General features: G+C 47.1%; 13 protein-coding genes and 3 pseudogenes. 11 read left to right on the top strand and 5 right to left on the bottom strand.

The features are described 5' to 3' along the window. Positions 1 to 4: 4 nt before the first annotated feature. The 4 genes from LN737_RS15270 to LN737_RS15285 are packed head-to-tail and all read left to right on the top strand — an operon-like array spanning position 5 to position 3,714. Positions 5 to 1,375 carry an O-antigen ligase gene (locus LN737_RS15270; RefSeq protein ID WP_405520227.1) on the top strand — a complete coding sequence of 457 codons (1,371 nt, stop codon included), beginning with the start codon at positions 5 to 7 and terminating at the stop codon, positions 1,373 to 1,375. Continuing rightward, positions 1,375 to 2,544, top strand: a complete 1,170-nt coding sequence (locus LN737_RS15275) for a glycosyltransferase family 4 protein (RefSeq protein WP_405520230.1) — start codon at positions 1,375 to 1,377, stop codon at positions 2,542 to 2,544. The genes LN737_RS15270 and LN737_RS15275 overlap by 1 nt, the downstream gene beginning before the upstream one ends. Next, complete coding sequence (locus tag LN737_RS15280) at positions 2,541 to 2,846, top strand: glycosyltransferase (RefSeq protein WP_405520233.1); 306 nt, start codon at positions 2,541 to 2,543, stop codon at positions 2,844 to 2,846. Before LN737_RS15275 ends, LN737_RS15280 begins: the two co-directional genes overlap by 4 nt. Then, a complete protein-coding gene (locus LN737_RS15285) occupies positions 2,833 to 3,714 on the top strand; it encodes a glycosyltransferase (protein WP_405520235.1) in 882 nt (293 codons plus the stop codon). Before LN737_RS15280 ends, LN737_RS15285 begins: the two co-directional genes overlap by 14 nt. Here LN737_RS15285 and LN737_RS15290 read toward each other — a convergent pair whose 3' ends face one another. The 3 genes from LN737_RS15290 to LN737_RS15300 form a co-directional block, all read right to left on the bottom strand. After that, positions 3,715 to 4,821, bottom strand: coding sequence for an acyltransferase (locus LN737_RS15290; protein ID WP_405520237.1), 1,107 nt, complete (start codon positions 4,819 to 4,821; stop codon positions 3,715 to 3,717). It lies immediately after the preceding gene. Positions 4,822 to 4,905: 84 nt separating this feature from the next. Next, positions 4,906 to 5,760: a polysaccharide deacetylase family protein gene (locus LN737_RS15295; protein ID WP_405520239.1), complete on the bottom strand. Its 855-nt coding sequence runs from the start codon at positions 5,758 to 5,760 to the stop codon at positions 4,906 to 4,908. A gap of 92 nt (positions 5,761 to 5,852) precedes the next feature. Then, a complete protein-coding gene (locus LN737_RS15300) occupies positions 5,853 to 6,617 on the bottom strand; it encodes a methionyl-tRNA formyltransferase (protein WP_405520241.1) in 765 nt (254 codons plus the stop codon). Positions 6,618 to 6,923: 306 nt separating this feature from the next. On the opposite strand from LN737_RS15300, the pseudogene LN737_RS15305 reads away from it, so the two are divergent. The 4 genes and pseudogenes from LN737_RS15305 to LN737_RS15320 all read left to right on the top strand — a co-directional run bounded on the left by LN737_RS15305 (position 6,924) and on the right by LN737_RS15320 (position 10,572). Beyond that, a pseudogene (locus tag LN737_RS15305) lies at positions 6,924 to 7,855 on the top strand (glycosyltransferase family 2 protein). A gap of 34 nt (positions 7,856 to 7,889) precedes the next feature. Continuing rightward, positions 7,890 to 8,486 carry a WcaF family extracellular polysaccharide biosynthesis acetyltransferase gene (locus LN737_RS15310; protein WP_405520419.1) on the top strand — a complete coding sequence of 199 codons (597 nt, stop codon included), beginning with the start codon at positions 7,890 to 7,892 and terminating at the stop codon, positions 8,484 to 8,486. Beyond that, positions 8,483 to 9,253, top strand: a complete 771-nt coding sequence (locus tag LN737_RS15315) for a glycosyltransferase family 2 protein (RefSeq protein ID WP_405520243.1) — start codon at positions 8,483 to 8,485, stop codon at positions 9,251 to 9,253. The genes LN737_RS15310 and LN737_RS15315 overlap by 4 nt, the downstream gene beginning before the upstream one ends. Before the next feature lie 108 nt (positions 9,254 to 9,361). Further along, positions 9,362 to 10,572: pseudogene (locus LN737_RS15320) on the top strand (glycosyltransferase family 4 protein). Between the two features lie 161 nt (positions 10,573 to 10,733). Here LN737_RS15320 and LN737_RS15325 read toward each other — a convergent pair. After that, positions 10,734 to 10,925: a cold-shock protein gene (locus LN737_RS15325; RefSeq protein ID WP_405520245.1), complete on the bottom strand. Its 192-nt coding sequence runs from the start codon at positions 10,923 to 10,925 to the stop codon at positions 10,734 to 10,736. Between the two features lie 292 nt (positions 10,926 to 11,217). Next, the gene (locus LN737_RS15330; RefSeq protein WP_405520247.1) at positions 11,218 to 11,436 is read right to left on the bottom strand and encodes a hypothetical protein; all 219 of its coding nucleotides are present in this window, start codon (positions 11,434 to 11,436) and stop codon (positions 11,218 to 11,220) included. Between the two features lie 644 nt (positions 11,437 to 12,080). On the opposite strand from LN737_RS15330, the gene LN737_RS15335 reads away from it, so the two are divergent. The 3 genes and pseudogenes from LN737_RS15335 (at position 12,081) to LN737_RS15345 (ending at position 16,252) form a co-directional block, all read left to right on the top strand. Further along, the gene (locus LN737_RS15335) at positions 12,081 to 13,085 is read left to right on the top strand and encodes an FHA domain-containing protein (RefSeq protein ID WP_405520249.1); all 1,005 of its coding nucleotides are present in this window, start codon (positions 12,081 to 12,083) and stop codon (positions 13,083 to 13,085) included. A 151-nt stretch (positions 13,086 to 13,236) separates the two neighbouring features. Beyond that, positions 13,237 to 14,688, top strand: a complete 1,452-nt coding sequence (locus LN737_RS15340; RefSeq protein WP_405520250.1) for a PP2C family serine/threonine-protein phosphatase — start codon at positions 13,237 to 13,239, stop codon at positions 14,686 to 14,688. After that, positions 14,688 to 16,252, top strand: a pseudogene (locus tag LN737_RS15345) (serine/threonine-protein kinase). Before LN737_RS15340 ends, LN737_RS15345 begins: the two are co-directional and overlap by 1 nt. Positions 16,253 to 16,259 lie beyond the last annotated feature (7 nt).

Raw genomic sequence — 16,259 nt, forward strand, 5'->3', positions numbered from 1 at the left:
GTATATGGCTAATTTAATTCGTCTTTTGCAGAAGCTCGACTACATCCGTTTAGTCGTAGGCATTTGCATTATGATAGACGGATACCCCCTGATTTTCTTTTTCAGAGATACGTTGCGGCTGGCAACCGGAAGTACAGCCTTTACGGCGGCTGCATTTTCGGCGGGTTTGTTGCTGATGGTGCCATTTACCGTTCTACGCCGATTATACCGCCCCAATGTCATTACGTTCTGGATAGGCATGGGATTTCTCTTGCTGAGTATCATCTACATGTATGTGTATCCAGGGCTGGGGGGCGTAGATTACACGCGGGAAATGATCTATTTCGGCTTTATTTTTATTTTTCTGTTTCTGCTGATCAACATCCCCAACGACATCATTACCGTAGCGATTCCGGTGATTGTGTTTTTTACACTGGTATCGAACCTTGGGCTTATTTATGCCCTGATCACCGACCCAAGCTGGGCCATTGGCCAACGGGCTACGATTGTGTTAAACGACAGCGAAGATGGCTCCGGGAACCCACACGTTTTTGCCCGAAACGCGTTTATGGGCGTGATAGCCTGCGCAATCTGGCTGATGCGTCCAGATACTAGTTTTTTGTTTCGACTGGTATCGCTGTTTGCCGGCATTCTGAACATTGCGGTGCTGGTGCTGACTCAAACCCGTTCGGCTATTGTTGCGCTTATTATTGCCGTATTTTTCTTCGTCGTTTTCAATGTCCGACCCGCCCAGATACGTACAGCGGTTCGGGGAATCTTCCGGCCGGGACCAATTATTGTGATGTGTATCGGTGTGGTCGGATTGATCCTGTTTTTTCGTCGATACGATGACATCTTTACCGTACTGTCTGTCTATGTTTCCGGCTTTATCGACCGTAACCTGGAGAACGTCTATGCCTTTTTGGGTTTGCAGTCACAAGGGGCAGCTTATAAGGCGGTTTTAGATGATTCGGTGGCCAACCGTTCGGCCAACTTTGGTTTTTTAACCAACATACTTGTCGGGCATTTGCATATGCTGATTCTGGGTTATGGTTATAAATACCATTATTTAGACATCCCCATGATGGAAGCGCTGACGAACATGGGGATTCTGGGCTTCCTGCTGTTCGCCGGTATCAATGTTATGCTGTTGTATTACTCCATCAAAAGCATGCGGACCAACCCAAATTCCCTTAGTGTGTTTCTGGCCTATTTTTATATGCTGATTATGGTGCAGTTATTCACCAATGGCCGTCCGTATGAGATGTTTTTCTGGATTCCGCTGGGGATGATGATCCGATTTATGGGAATCGAGCATCTGGTACCGGCTTATCTGTCCGAGCAGCCCGCCACCGTTGAGAGTGATCAATACGCCGTTGTTTCCAATCCAGCTTAATGCGTATTCTGATCGTTCATAACCTTCTCTGGTCACATTACAAATCCAGTGTATTTCAGGCACTTCAGCAACTTGTCGATCAGCAGACCGACGTTCAGGTAAATGTATTGCAAATTGCCCGGAACGAACGGTCTCGGGCTAGCCTGGAAGCCGTAACGACCGACGTAACACCTACTTATCACTATAACTACGACTTATTGTTCGACCGATTTTGGGAAGATGTAAGTCTGCGTGAACGCATTTCAGCCGTGTTTCAGCATGCCCGTTCGTTTCGCCCGGATATCATTATGTTAACGGGCTACTACGATCCGGCGCAACTGCTGCTGCTTTTCTGGGCGAAAGCAAGAGGCATTCGGGTCATTATGCAGAATGAAAGTACCGCAGCCGATCACCAGCGCTCAGGTTGGAAAGAAACTTTCAAACGGACAATTTTTCGGCTTTGCGATGGGTTTTTCTGCTTCGGAAACCAATCGGCAGATTACCTCATTCAGTTGGGCGTCAGACCTGACCAGATTCTGTTACGTAAAAATGCGATTGATAATAATGCAATCCGGCATGAATACGAGCAGGCTTTACCGAAGCGAACTCAGCATCAGCAGGCATTGGGTTTACGGCCCAATAATTTCGTTTTTGTTGGTCGCCTGATCGCTTTTAAAAACCTGCCCCTGCTGCTGACGGCTTTTGCTGAAGCTCAAAAACAGTCGTCAAAAGCACCATTATGGGGCCTTCTGCTATTGGGCGACGGTCCCGAATATGAACAACTGCAACAGCAGATCGATACACTCCAACTGGCAGGATCTGTAACCATCTTACCCGGTCGGCCATGGTATAAAGTGCCCGAAGTGCTGGCTATGAGCGACGTACTGGTACTGCCAAGCCGATCAGAACCCTGGGGGCTGGTTGTCAATGAGGCTATGGTATGCGGGATGCCTGTACTGGTTTCTGACCGTTGCGGATGCGTGCCAGAATTAGTGCAGGATGGTAAGAACGGTTTTGTTTTCAGTCCCGACCAACCGGTCCAGCTACGTCATCTACTCCTGCGATTTATGAACAACGAAGCAGACGTACCGGCCATGAGCACCTGGGCAAAAAAAATGATTGCTCCTTACGCGCCCGAAGTTGTCGCACAGGAAATGCTGAATGGTTTTAAACACATTCTGACGACATGAAGATTCTGCATATTTGCGCTTATACCTGGGCAATTGGTGGACCCGCAAAAATGATTTTTGATCATACCCGCGTTCATGCTGCCGAAGGGCACCAGGTGACCATCTTAACGCCCATTTCTGCCGATGACGTAATTTATGATACGGCGCCGGGTGTAGTGGTTGTGCCTGTTCCGCGCCATTGGTTCAGTCGGTTTTTCCCCGAATTTTCGGTCGGGCTCTGGCAATACCTGCAAAAGCATGGAAATGATTTTGATCTGATTCATGTGCATGGTTTGTGGCATTTTGGGAGTGTGGCTCCCTGACGTACTGAAATTACGGCCGCCCAAAATTCTTACTACACACGGGTTGCTGGACCGATGGACTATAAAACGCAGTTACTGGAAAAAGCAGTTGATCTCCTGGTTTGGGCAGCGTCGGTGGACGGCAAATACGCCGGTTATTCATGTTAATAATAGGCAGGAGGTAGACGACGTAAAACGTTACCTGGGGCATCCGCATCCGCACGTAGTCGTCATACCAAACGGGCTTCGGCCGGCTGAATTTAAAAAACTCCCAGTTCGCGGGCTGTTTCGACAGGAGTTTGGCATACGACCTGAAGAGAAAATTATCTTGTTTCTGAGTCGGTTAAATCTTAAAAAAGGACTGGACGTACTGTTGCCGGCTTTTCATCGCCTAAGCCGTGAACGAAGCGATTTGCGACTCGTTCTGGTTGGGCCCGACGATGGCTATCTGTCGACCATTCAGGAATTTATTCAACACCATCAGCTCCAGGAGCGTATTTTGCTGCCCGGTATGCTGATTAAAGAGCAAAAATTGGCGGCTTTTGCCGATGCCGACGTATTTACGTTACCAACCTATTCAGAAAGTTTTGCCATTGCTGCGCTTGAGGGTCTGGCAACGGGTGTGCCTTCTTTACTAACCGAGCATGTCGGATTTGGCGATTATATTCGATCGTATCAGTCGGCCCACCTTTGCGAACCAACCGAACAGTCGGTATATGATGGCTTAACCTATTTACTCGATAATCCTGATAAAGGCGCTGAACTAGCCCGTAATGCCCAACGTATGATCGCCGAAGAATGCGATATTGACGTACTGGCGCGAAAATTACTTGCTGAATATCAGAGCATTGTTGATAATCAACAAGTCGAAGCGTTTCGTAAAATCTGATCAGGCAGTTACGCGTTCCTGCTCTAGCGGTTGTTTCACCTGAATGGCCGGACTAAACCACCGTCGAATAAAAGATCGGGCCGGAGTTTCTATCAGTTCATAACAGAATGACGAAATCAGAAGCAGCGCACTTATGTAAACGGGTGCGTATTGCCAAGGTTTCAGATGTAGATAATGGCTATTTATCACTGAAAGGGCTTTGCCTACCGGTATCTGAAGCAGATAAATTCCGTAACTGATTTCACCCAGATAGATAAATTTAGGGTGACTAAGCCATCGGGCGAGAGCGCCATGTTGTGTAGCCAGAAAAAGAATCAGAGCGATGAATAAAGGAGCTAGCAGACCATCGTGGTAATAGTTCATTAGGGGATGCTGGATACCAATCAGGTACATGGCAAGCGCCAGAAAAATCAGGAAAATCCCCAGAATAATGTTTGCCGAGTGCCGAGTATTGAGTATTTGCCAGTGTCTTACCGTCAGAATACCTGTGCAAACTCCGCCAATAAACGTACTGAGATGGAGTAGGGGAAAATACAAACAAACATTGGCAGGCATACCATCATTAAAACAGTACGCATAAATAAGCTGATTGACCACCCAACTTAGGCAGGCAAAGAATATAATACCTGACGACCGTTTTGAGATCAACCAGTTAAGCAGGCTTGGAAATAGCAGATAAAAAACCACTTCGACAGATATGGACCAGCTAGGATAATTGCTTGTTGGCACCCAGGCCGAAACCCACGCATGCGTCAGAGTGACTTCAGGAATATACGTAACTAAACCCCATGGCAATAGGATGGTGTTTGTAAAATAGTCTAAAAAAGAGGTTGCCAGAAAGGCAAACAGATACAATGGGTAAATGCGGGCAAACCGATTGATCCAGAACTGCCGTCTGGATATACGATTAAATGCCCCTGTGCCAGAGGCCGTTGAAATAACCAGAATAAATCCTGACAACAGAAAAAAATAGCTTACCAAAGCGGGCATTTTCTGTAATACCAACCCGAAACCAGGAAGGTTATGCAAGGTTTGCGAAGGCAGATGGTAAAGAACAATAAGAATGGCAGCCAGAAATCGGGTAAACGTAAGCTGTTGTAGTTTCATAGAGTGTTATCTCCATGACTACAGGAGAATTTCTGCAAATATACTTTAATGACTTGTTTGTGTATTAAAGTGTATTTGCAGAAATCAGGCTTCCAGATTTACGGGCGCCAACGCTTCCCAGTCAACCAACTGTTCAGCCTGCTCCAGATCAACGAATGGAAATTCAATCAGGAGTTGTTTCAGTTTAGGCAGGCAATTCTTTAAGCCATAATACGACTTAAACTGGCGGGCTCGGCTTAAACCCGGAATCATGGGTTGTTCGGCATCAAAATCGCGGGGGTGGAAATATGTCATTACGTAGTTGGAACGGCGCATTAACCCTTTGATCAGACTGTAGGGAAACAACCGAAAGTAGCCTCCTCCCGAAAAAATAACCTCCCGCCCCAGTACCGAAGCTGTGTTTATCGGAAATTCTTTCAGCAACGTACCACCAACGTTCAGATAACCCGGTTCAAACATGCCTAGCGATGCATCGCCACCATGGGCGCGGGGCGCTGAAAAGACAGAGCAATCAATTTCAATGCCCTGCTCGACCAGAATTGGGAAAACCCATCGGTTAAATTCTTTGATAGAAAATCCTGGCGCCCGATACGACCGAACTTTTTTGCCTGTCAAATCCTGCAAATGCTTGATCGACCGCTCCAGGTCGGCCTGAAACTCAGCCGGTGTTTGTTCGTAGGCTAGTTGGTGCGCATATGAATGGGTGGCAATTTCATAACCAGCCGCATCAATACGCCGAATGACTTCGGGATGTTTATCCGCAACCCAGCCCAGGCAGAAAAACGTAGCCCGGCTGTTGGTGTCGTCCAGAAGCTGAAAAATGCGGTCCATATTTTCGTAGATACGTGTCTCATATCGACCCCAATCCGCTTCAGTACGAGTCGATGTGTTGTCTAAAATATGAAACCACTCTTCAATATCGAACGTAAGGATGTTCATAATAGGGAATAAAAGAGAAGAAGAGGACTGAGGGAGCCTAACCGAAATGTTGCGTAATCGCATCGATTTCCGTACCCTTTGGCCTGACTTCTTTAATAAAACCGCTTACCGTTGGCCAGAAAAGCCTTTACATCGTCGCGGGTAGGAAAGGTAAAATAAGTCATTTGCGAGGCATCGTTTTCAATAAGTTCGTACTTGCCCGAATGAATCTTATCGATGGATTCCAGAATGGCATCCATGCCCATTTTTTTGGTTATGTCAATCAATTCAGCCTGGGTCATGTTGCCAATCGCCAGTTTTTTCTGAACCAGAATAGGACCACTATCGATCCCTTCATCCACAAAAAATACAGATACGCCCGTATGGGTTTCGCCATTTTTTAGCACCCAGAACGAAGGCATCAACCCTCGGTATTTGGGCAGGAGGGCCGTATGAAGGTTAATACAGCCATACGTAGCAACATCCAGCAACTTTTGTTTGAAAATCTGATTGCCAGCTATCGAGACAAACAGATCCGGTTTATAAGACCGAAGTTTTTCCAGATTTTCGTCTTTATTGATCGATCCTTCGATGTGGATCAGGGGAATGTTGCGATCAGCCAGCACCTTTCGAACGTTGTTACGGCTGTCCAGTTTCGACATAACAAACTTGGTACCGTAGCGAATAAAAAAAGGCAGACCGAAAATGTCGTATGTTTTTTTGATCTTTTCCGTAAAACTCTCCCGCTTACCAAAAGGCGATACGTCGAAGACCACCGTGGCTACAACTTCAGCGTAGGGTGGCAGTTTTTTCAGAAGATAATCAATATTGCGAGCCAGATAAAAAGGATCATCCTGCGTAAGAATCACAAGGCGCATACGAACGAAAGAGTATTTAGAGTGCAAAACTACAGATTATGCTGGAAAGCCGGTAGTTGCCAGGCGATGAATCCACAGCTTTCCGCGGGTAGCAACTTCGTTGAAAAACGTAGGAGCTGGATTTTAAAAATAGTACAAAAACAATATGATACTTTCGTGAAGTCGCTTCATATGCTTTGCCCTGTATAAAAAAAGTTATAATATTGCATGGTTTCTGCTTCAGGTGAGGCAATCAGTAAAATTAATGGCTTTTTCCGCGAAAAAGAACTGAAACAGACCATTTGTTATAGAAAAGTACGATAGCGTATGGCCGATGTATCTGTCATCATTCTGACATACAACGAGGAAAAACACATTACTCGCTGTTTGCAGAGCTTACTGCCCTTTACGAATAAAATTTTCATTGTCGACTCGTTTTCTACGGACCGTACTGTGGAGATAGCTCAGTCAATGGGGGCTGTGGTGGTTCAGAATGCATGGGTTAATTACGCTACGCAGTTTAATTACGGAATTGAGCATACACCCTTCCAAACGCCCTGGCTCATGCGTATGGACGCCGACGAATACGTAATGCCTGAATTAGCCGATGAAATCAACCGGCGGCTTACGGGATTATCGGCTGGCATAGGCGGTGTATACGTAAAGCGTCGGGTGTTTTTTTAAATCGCTGGATGCGGCATGGCGGCTTTTACCCAATCTGGCTGTTACGTTTGTGGCGTCGGGGCGATGGCTTTTGCGAGCAGGTCTGGCACGATGAACATATTAAACTTACTAAGGGGGAGCCGATTCAGTTTGATCACGATATTGTTGATCATAATCTGAACAATCTGACCTGGTGGACGCAAAAGCATAATCATTATACCATTCTGGAAATGATTAATCTGCTCAATTACCGCTATCAGTTCGACAAGGCTGAAAAAGTGCAGCCCCGATTGTTCGGAACGCAGGAGCAACGCATTCGGTTTTTGAAAGAAAAATACGCATCATTACCGCTGTTTACCCGACCGATTTTGTACTTCATCTATCGGTATTTTGTGCGGCTGGGGTTTCTGGATGGTCGGGCAGGGTTCGTCTGGTGCTTTCTTCAGGCCTTATGGTATCGGTTTCTGGTCGATGCCAAATTGATGGAGGTTGGCCTTCGGGTTGGTCAGGACAAAGACAAAATTATTGACTATTTCCGAACGGAATATGGCAAAGACCTTAGAGCAATCCGGCCGCAGCAGGTTAGTCAGCCCTAACGAACAAAAGCCTACTCCGCTGGAAAACCATCAGATGGATACTCAGAAGAAAACACCTGGTTCCTCGATCAGTCAGCCAAACGGGAAAACTGATCTGTCCCGTTTCGACAATAGCTGGTACGATCATGGGCCACGCTGGCGGGTAATTCTCTGGTTTATCGTAAACGCCTATTTTCTGAACACGTATTTGCCTATACCAGCGGGCCTTAAAGTTTTGGTTCTTAAGCTGTTTGGGGCAAAGATCGGTAAAGGGGTTATGATCAAACCCGCTGTAAATATTAAATACCCCTGGTTACTTCAGATAGGAAATTATGTCTGGATTGGTGAACAGGTTTGGATCGATAATCTGAGCCAGGTAATCATCGGCGATAATTCCTGCCTTTCGCAGGGAGCGATGATCCTGACAGGAAATCACAATTACAGTCTGTCGACTTTTGATCTGACCACCCAACCTATTACGTTGGCGGACGGCGTTTGGATTGGAGCCCGGTCCGTAGTATGTGCTGGTGTTCGCTGCGAATCACATGCAGTGCTGGCGGTCAATTCAGTGGCCACACGTTCGTTGGAAGCGTATGGTGTTTATCAGGGAAATCCGGCCGTTCTGGTCCGCAAACGAACGATTAAGGCGTGAAAGTATCGATTATAACGGTGGTCTATAATGGCGCAGAATTTGTTCGGGATTGTATCGAATCGATTTTAAACCAGACGTACCCCGACATTGAGTATATCATTATAGACGGTAAATCGACCGATGGTACGGTTGAAATCGTTCAGTCTTATGGCACACGTGTTGCCCGGTTTGTATCGGAACCCGACAAAGGACTGTACGATGCCATGAACAAAGGCATCAAACTGGCAACGGGAGATGTAATCGGACTGCTTAATGCGGATGATTACTATCGCCACAACCGGGTCATCGAAAACATGGTTGCTACGTTCGAACGAACGGGCAGTGATGCTGTATATGGCGATATGATGTATGTTGGCCGGGAAGATACCAACATCATAAAAAGATACTGGCGTTCAGGATGGTACAGTCAAAATGCGTTTCTTTGGGGCTGGATGCCCGGACATCTGTCGTTTTTTGCAAAACGATCGATCTATGAGCGATACGGTCTATTCCGACTTGATATGAAAAACGCAGCCGATTATGAACTGATGCTGCGGTTTATTCATAAAAACAAGATTAAACTGGCCTATATGGATGAAGTGACGATTGTAATGCGGATGGGCGGAATCAGCAACAGCAGCGTAAAGAACCGCCTTCGGGCTAATCGGGAAGATCGACTGGCCTGGCAAGTGAACGATTTAACGCCTTACTTTTTTACGTTTTGGCTGAAACCACTTCGGAAACTTAAACAGTACGTTAGCAAACCGCCGAAGCTTCCCAGTGACTAGGAAGTCAACCGTTAAATCAAATTTGTTTGCATAATCCACTAAACCACTGATTTTTACTAGCCTTTTGCGCGAAAATCAGCGGGTGATATTCCTAAACAAGCCCACATTATGAATATAGATTTGTTTATAGCTTACCTACAACATAAATGCAGCGACGACCTGTTCATGCTGGGCCTGTACCAGTGTGTGCTTGCTTTTTTAGTCGCCTGCTTTGTGTCGGTGATAGCAATTCCGGTGGTTATCCGCATTTCGGAATTAAAATCACTGATGGAGAAGCCTGGCGAACGACGATCCCATACGACGCCAACACCGACGTTTGGGGGATTGCCATTTTTGCCGCCATCCTGATCGCTTATTTTTTATGGCCTAGTATCGATCAGACGGATATTTACCGGACGAATCTTTCGGTGGTGGGCATGACGATTCTGTTCTTTGTGGGGATCAAAGACGATCTGGTTGGTATTGATCCGACAAAAAAACTGCTTTTTCAGGTACTGGCTTCGATCATCCTGATCTTCTTTGGTGAGCTTCGGGTCGATTATCTGTATGGAATCATGGGATTCCACCACATTGAAGAAGTGGTTAGTATTCTCCTGACGTGCTTCATTTTCATCGCTCTTACGAATGCCATTAACCTCATCGACGGAATCGATGGCCTGGCTGGCGGCATCGCTACGATTGCCAGCGGTACGTTTGGCGGCTGGTTTTTGCTGACAAACCACTTTACAATGGCTTGTCTGGCCTTTACGCTGTCAGGAGCGCTCATCGGATTTTTGCGGTTCAACTTTTCAAAAACCAGCAAGATCTTCATGGGCAACACGGGTTCCCTGATTATTGGCTTTATGCTGGCTTTCTTTGCCGTCAGGTTCGTGAATCTGAATGCTTCCTATCGCTACGAACCAACAGCTTTTTTCAACGCGCCAATCGTAGCGATAGTAATTCTGATCGTTCCTATATTCGATACGTTACGTGTGTTTCTGGTACGGCTACTGGCGGGGCGTTCGCCCTTCTCGGCTGATCGGAACCACATGCACCATATTCTGCTGGATAATGGTCTGTCGCATATCGAAGCGACCGCTATATTATGTGGTGCATCGCTGTTCAATACGGTTCTTTTCTTTTTACTACACCGAAACATCTCCAACACGCTCTCGCTGATTATTTTAGGCTGTTTGTTTGGGATTTATATGTTTATAAGCTTTACGCTCAAGATGCGCGTGATGTATGTATCGACACATCCACGTCTGCGGAAAGCCATGTTACGTCGGGAATGGAAGAATAGTGTAGCAGGACGTCGGCGTATCGTAGATTATTTATAGCCTTTGCCGTTCTTTCAAACAAAAGCCCTTCTGCATACCGGAAGGGTTTTTGCTTGAAACTTTGCTCCTGCAACCTGAATTTGGAGCTGCATAAAGGGCAAATAAAAAAACATGCCTTGGGGGCATGTTTTTTGCAAAGACTACCTCAGTATATCTTACAGTTAAGCCATTTCGACGTTTACGGCATTTAAGCCTTTCTTACCGCGCTCAACGTTAAATTTTACTTTGTCGTTCTCACGGATTTGATCAATAAGACCAGAAGCGTGTACAAAAATGTCTTCGCCACCATCATCGGGGTTAATGAAGCCAAACCCTTTGGTCTCATTAAAAAATTTTACAGTTCCTGTTTGCATTTTTTGTTATAATTTAGGACGAAGGACGGTATAATAAACTGTAATTCCAAATTTATTATGAGCGAGTTACACCTTTTAGTCTAAAAAATTAACTTATACATATGTTGTTATTTTCTAATAAGGCTTGATAAAGAAAAGTTAGTCAGGCGTATTTGGTTAGCGCAGTTGTTTTAAAACCATCCGCCAACCGAAGTCCTGCCAACGAATTTGCGGGGCTTTACTCGGCGGATGGCGAGTAATAATAATGTCAATTAGGATCAGTCAGGCAAAGAAATCCGGCCTAATGGGCAGCCTAGCCTTTATTCTGTAACCAGCGTACCAATCGGGTGGATAACATGATCCCAAACATGACCAGCCACATCCACAAAATGTCCAGCACCATGACCAGCAAGGCTCCAACGTAGCGATTGCCTTGCCAGATACCTACGTACAATTTCGGAAAAGTTGCCCGAAAGAGCATAGGAACGAGTAGTAGCCCTACGGATAAGGCAATGGAATATTGCTTTTTCATAAAGGATACGTTCGGAAATTAAGAGACTCGGCTGTTCAGATTCGATAAGTTTTGGCTCTGGGTAAATTGTTTCGGGCGGTTTCGTAGCCAATAAATAAACCTTGCGGTTAACGTGCTGAAAGCCATTAGAGCGCCTATACAGATACCATCCAGTAACAGAATAAATAATACGGCCAGTTCGGGGTAATTACACCAGATTTGTGTATATAAATCCGGAAATGCAGCTCGGAAGAGCAAAGGGGTCAACGGCAACCCAATGCCAGCTAATAAAAGAACCTGGTTTTTCATAATAGGGATAAAGCGAAATGCTATTTTGTTACCGAAGTTATTTCGGCGTATATAAAGATCAAAGCATTATTCGAGCGAGTTTTTAAAAAGTTATCGTTTGGCCCCACCTCTGAGTACGTTCAGCCATCACCGAAGTGAGTAGTAAACACTACGTTCCTGCTAGCAAATTCAGCTCAGCCGCCAACTAAATTAGCCTGCCACAGGTTGATCATTCTATAGGGCTTACCGAGAGACGCAGCATCGCATAAAAAAACGGCTTATGACAGGCGGATACCGCCAGTTTTACTAGTACGATTAAAAGAAACCGACGTTCTTATCGTTTAAGCAAGTGACAATCCTCACTTAAATGTTCTTACATGGCAAATCAGCCCGTAGGTTGGCTTGGTAAACTAGGTAACCTACTTGTGCCGTCCAGCCAGACCCAACCCGCCCAGGCAACGGCCATCACCAACAAACGGATTTTAGACGAGCTTGTGGCTTCGTTCGAGGATTCTATTCAGCGGGAATCTGTTGGGTCAAGCATGCTTTTCAACGCCCACTTCCTGATTATTCTGCATCCCGATACGTACGAAGAGCGTCAGAATGCCTTTCCGGTGATCGTTGATGAAGCGGTGAAATCCTTTAAAGCGATCGTCGAGTCGCAGAAAGGGGCATATGAGCGTGTTTCACCAGTTGCATCAAGCTGGTTTTTTAAGTTTGGCGGAGGCAGAGAGTTTGCCGGCGAGCCGGTAAGTCCGTCAGATGTTCACGTAGTGGGTGCCCTGACCGGAATATTGCCTGGTAATGTACAACCCCAGTCATCGGAACGGGTAAACGTAACGCGTCGGGTAAAGCAAACGAATCGATACGAAAAAGTCGATGTAAATCTGAACACGTTCCAGCATATCGACTTTCGCGAGCCGGGAGCCTTTGTCGTGAAGTTTACATTTGATCCTTCGGCGGCATCCTCCGCGCGACCACCTGTTGTGGACACTGCTACCCGAAATGCAACTTTATTGCCGCGAAGTCTTCAGGCGGGTCTGGCGCAGATCAATTACTACATAGCTGAATTAAACAAAGAAGACACGTATCTGATGCGCGACCGGGAGGTTGTTGTGGCCAGGAAGGAACCCGACAATCAGCAATTTCCGAATTATCTTCTGCTCGAATCAGCTTACGTATCGAATCCACATGCCCGGATTCGCTTTAACGACGCTGCTGATTCGTTTCAGATTGCGTCGTTCAGCCGCAACGAAACCCGGGTCAACGAGCAGCTTGTTCCGCGTAGTGAGCCCGCCAGTCCGCAATGGTACGCCCTGCCGGATAAAGCGCAGATTCTGCTCAACAGCATGGTGACGCTCCACTTTCAACGGACTACCTGAGGCTATGATTGATGCATTGCTTGTTGTGCTGTTGCTGCTGTTTGTGCTGGTTCTTGTAATCCGGCATTTTCAGGATTTGCCCCGTTGAGGGTAGCGCGGGTCACCACCCGCTTCTATGTCATAAAATTACGGACCCCATCCGTGCTATAAAATGAATTCATTACTCATTGCTGGTCAGACGGACGTAGGTCAACGTCGAAAAGATAACCAGGATACCTTTGTCTGTTCAATGATCTGGGCCGAGTCCAGCGCCTTGTTGGCGGTTATTGACGGGGTAGGTGGTTATGCCGGGGGCGAGCAGGCAGCAGCCATAGCCCGCGAGTCGATCGAGCAATACATGGCCACGCCCAATGGCGATCCGTTATCGATGCTGCGCGAAGCGGTGGTGTTTGCCAATAATCAAATCAACAACCAGCGTCAGAATCAGCCGCAGTTAGCGCAGATGTGCTGCGTACTGACAACAGCTGTGGCTGACGTTAATTCGAACAGGCTCTACTACGTTCATGTGGGCGATACGCGCTTATACCGGTATCGGGCGGGAGCGCTTGAAAAACTTACCCACGATCATTCGCTGGTTGGGATTCGGGAGGATGCAAACGAACTAACCGAAGCTGAAGCCATGCAGCACCCGCGCCGAAATGAAATTTTGCGCGAAGTTGGCCTTGCCGCTCACCGGGTTGATGATCCCGATTTTCTGGAATCGGGTGAAACGGATTTTCTGCCGGGTGATCAGCTTCTGGTGTGCAGCGACGGACTGACCGATATGATTACGCAAGCGCAAATCACTTCGGTTCTGAATCAGAAGCTTACGCTTGAAGAACAGACGGCCGATTTGATTCGATTGGCCAATGAACAGGGTGGAAACGATAATATTACGGTAGTGTTGGCCAGAAACAACGTACCCGTTGACGAAGCATCCACTGCAGCAGTCAAAAAAGGTAACTCTACGCTTCCCAAACAGCCGGTTGTGCCTGTTCAGCCAGTAGCCCGCGATACGTCTCCAGTTAAAATACAACCCCCAAAAAAGAGCCTGACGGGACTATGGACTACGTTAGGATTTTTATTAGGAGGAACAATTGCATCCGTTATATGGTATCAATACCAACCGTCGCGCCAGCTTGGCATGTCTAGCGAAGACAGTCTTAATGTGGAAAGTGCTCAATCGGGCGTAACATCGGTGGTAACGCCAGTGTCTGCCCGCTTCGATTCGCTGGTGCGGGCGGCTTATCGAACGAAAGACCATCGGCTGGTTTTACCGGCTGATACGTTTCGGATCGATAAACCCCTGCTGCTGACGGATTCGTTGCAGAGCATTCTTGGACAGAACCGCTCTACGGTGTTTGTTCCTGCCGATACGGCACGGGCAGATGTGGCGTTACGTATTACCCGGCTGGGACCTGTGCATATTGAAAATATAGTAATCAGCGGGTTCAAAACGGGAATCGAAACTACTTCCCCGGCGAAGTTACAGCTCGTTAAGGTGTATTTTCAACATGTGGGTTTACCCGTTAGCGCCGTTATTCAACAAGATACTTTTCGCAATGCCGTTGTTGTAGTATCGGTGCAAAATCAACCCGATTCATCCAAAACGTTACGTCCCTGATGTCTACGATTCGATTTGACACACGGTTTCCTGGCTATGAAGTGCTGAGCGAACTGGGCCGTAGCAACGCCCGTATTCTCAAGGCGCGTCATCTGGCTACGGGCGATCTGGTGGCGATCAAGCACTTCGCGCTCAATACCGACGACGAAACGCTTCGGAGGTTTCAGCGGGAATCAGCCATTATGACCAGCATTGCCCATCCCAACATTGTGAAAGTGCGGGAAGTGCGACTCGATGCCGAACTGCCGTACATTGTTATGGAACTGATCGAGGGGGTAATCTGCATCAACTTATTGCCAGTCAGGAGCGCATCGACGTACCGACAACCATTCGGCTGGGTCTGCAAATGGCCAGTGCCTTCAAGGCCATTCACCCGCAGGGCATCGTTCATCGCGACATCAAGCCCGAAAATATACTGTATCGCCCGTTGCCCAGCGGAGAGTTGCATTTTCTGTTAACTGACTTTGGCGTGGCTCGTCTGCATGAGCAATCGAATACGCTCACAGGGCAGTCGCTGATGACCTACGAATATGCATCCCCTGAGCAGTTCGACAATCCTCGAGGAGTCGGCGTTGCAACCGATTATTACTCACTGGGCGTAGTCTTGTATGAGTGTTTGCACGGCAGCGTACCGTTTGCTCTGGATGATCATTCAGGCATTGTGACCTTCATGAATAAAGTGCTGACGGAAGCCCCGCCCGCGCTGACCATCAATGCGAACGACCAGCCGCTCAGTCCATTTCGGGAACTGCTTCAGGGTTTGTTACAGAAGAAAGCGGCCGACCGGCTGAGTGACCCTGACGAACTGATGTGGATGCTTAAGCAGGCTGAACTAAATTATTTACAGGCTAATCGCGCCCGTTCTGCCAATGTCACAGCTTCACAAGCCTCTCCTGTAGCACATAAAACCGTTGCCAACGTACCAAACACAAACACAGCGGCAACGAGAGTTTCGCCCGCCAGGCCCAGAACACCTCAAAAACCAGCGATGAGCGGCCTGAAACTGGCCTCACTGATACTCGGCCTATTGTTTCTGGGAATTGGTGGGTATTATGCGTTTGTCAAGTCAAAATCGAAAGGGCATTCGTCTTTTGTCGATGCGATAACGACCGGAAAAGTTACCCATGGTACGTCCGGGCAAGCGAATACTGATGCAGAGGACGAAGATGCTGAACGTCGGCGAAAAGCAGAGGAAGCGATACGGCGCGAGCAACTCCGGCAGGAAGCACTGGCTGCGGGTAAAATGCTCCGGGTAAAGGTTATTGACTTTCGGGTCGGGCTATTTGGTGGAATCAAAAAAGTACGGCTTCAATTGGAAAATCCAAGCTCGATTACATTTCCAGCCGTTGCCGTTCTGGTTAGTTACTACAAAGAAAGTGGGGATCTTTATAAGACGGAAAAAGTCTTTTTTATGAAGGTAACGCCAAATTCATCCCCCGTCCGGCGGGCTCCAGACAGTGAGCGGGGAACCCGGATCAATTGCCGGATTATCAAATATGATTTACCAAAGGCGGTAGATTCATTGATTCACGCTGTACCAGCTACAACAGACTCGTTAAATTAATTGACCA

The organism is Spirosoma sp. KNUC1025, from assembly GCF_045160025.1.
Classification (GTDB): Bacteria; Bacteroidota; Bacteroidia; order Cytophagales; family Spirosomataceae; genus Spirosoma.

What these genes read in the sequence shown, in the direction of transcription:
- LN737_RS15280 (WP_405520233.1), top strand. Translation starts at nt 2,541, where the DNA reads ATGAAGATTCTGCATATTTGCGCTTATACCTGGGCAATTGGTGGACCC.
- LN737_RS15290 (WP_405520237.1), bottom strand. Translation starts at nt 4,821, where the DNA reads ATGAAACTACAACAGCTTACGTTTACCCGATTTCTGGCTGCCATTCTT.
- LN737_RS15330 (WP_405520247.1), bottom strand. Translation starts at nt 11,436, where the DNA reads ATGAAAAAGCAATATTCCATTGCCTTATCCGTAGGGCTACTACTCGTT.
- LN737_RS15310 (WP_405520419.1), top strand. Translation starts at nt 7,890, where the DNA reads ATGGATACTCAGAAGAAAACACCTGGTTCCTCGATCAGTCAGCCAAAC.
- LN737_RS15300 (WP_405520241.1), bottom strand. Translation starts at nt 6,617, where the DNA reads ATGCGCCTTGTGATTCTTACGCAGGATGATCCTTTTTATCTGGCTCGC.
- LN737_RS15340 (WP_405520250.1), top strand. Translation starts at nt 13,237, where the DNA reads ATGAATTCATTACTCATTGCTGGTCAGACGGACGTAGGTCAACGTCGA.
- LN737_RS15275 (WP_405520230.1), top strand. Translation starts at nt 1,375, where the DNA reads ATGCGTATTCTGATCGTTCATAACCTTCTCTGGTCACATTACAAATCC.
- LN737_RS15295 (WP_405520239.1), bottom strand. Translation starts at nt 5,760, where the DNA reads ATGAACATCCTTACGTTCGATATTGAAGAGTGGTTTCATATTTTAGAC.
- LN737_RS15270 (WP_405520227.1), top strand. Translation starts at nt 5, where the DNA reads ATGGCTAATTTAATTCGTCTTTTGCAGAAGCTCGACTACATCCGTTTA.
- LN737_RS15325 (WP_405520245.1), bottom strand. Translation starts at nt 10,925, where the DNA reads ATGCAAACAGGAACTGTAAAATTTTTTAATGAGACCAAAGGGTTTGGC.
- LN737_RS15335 (WP_405520249.1), top strand. Translation starts at nt 12,081, where the DNA reads ATGGCAAATCAGCCCGTAGGTTGGCTTGGTAAACTAGGTAACCTACTT.